Here is a 753-nt window from a genome sequence, read left to right as displayed (position 1 = left end):
TGATGACCTCGCCGGTGGCGACGTCGAAGGCGGCGAACAAGGTGGTCAGGCCGTTGCGGACGTAGTCGTGGGTGCGCCGCTCGGGCATGCCCGGCATCATCGGCAGCACCGGCTGGGACCGGTCCAGGGCCTGGATCTGCGACTTCTCGTCCACCGAGAGCACCACCGCGCCCTCGGGCGGGTTGAAGTACAGGCCCACCACGTCGTAGACCTTCTCCACGAACAACGGGTCCGTGGACAGCTTGAAGGTGTCCGCCAGATGCGGCTTGAGCTGGAACTGCCGCCAGATCCGGCCGATCGTGGACTTCGACAGGCCGCTGTGCTGGGCCATCGATTTCCGGGACCAGTGGGTGGCGTTCTTCGGGAGCTGTTCCAGCGTGGTGACCACCACCGCTTCCACCTGGTCGACGCTGATGGTGGGCGGGCGGCCCGGCCGGGGCTCGTCGGCCAGCCCGTCCAGCCGGTGGGCGAGGAAGCGCCGCCGCCACTTGCGGACGGTGTCCGCGGTCACCCGCAGTTCCCGGGCGACCGCGACGATCGGCGGTACTTCCGGCCCCGCACACGCCAGCACAATCCGTGCCCGCAGGGCCAGGGCCTGGGCCGATGTCGCCCGACGCGTCCACCGTTCCAACTCCGCCCGCTCCTCAGAGGCCAGCAGCAATGGCTCCAGTTTCGGGCCCCGACGAGGAACTGACGCACCAGCAGTAGAAGTCACATACCAACTAACGATCAACTACTGGCGCAGGACACTAG

General features: G+C 68.0%; 1 protein-coding gene. It reads right to left on the bottom strand.

Going from position 1 to position 753, the window contains the following annotated elements:
• A partial coding sequence (locus tag ACTWQR_RS55890; RefSeq protein WP_443235039.1) for an IS630 family transposase occupies positions 1-670 on the bottom strand: 670 nt, incomplete at its 3' end.
• Between the last annotated feature and the right edge of the window lie 83 nt (positions 671-753).

Origin of the sequence: Streptomyces sp. 2A115, assembly GCF_052245575.1 — a bacterium.
GTDB lineage: Bacteria > Actinomycetota > Actinomycetes > Streptomycetales > Streptomycetaceae > Streptomyces.
This window is presented reverse-complemented; position numbering and strand designations above follow the sequence as displayed.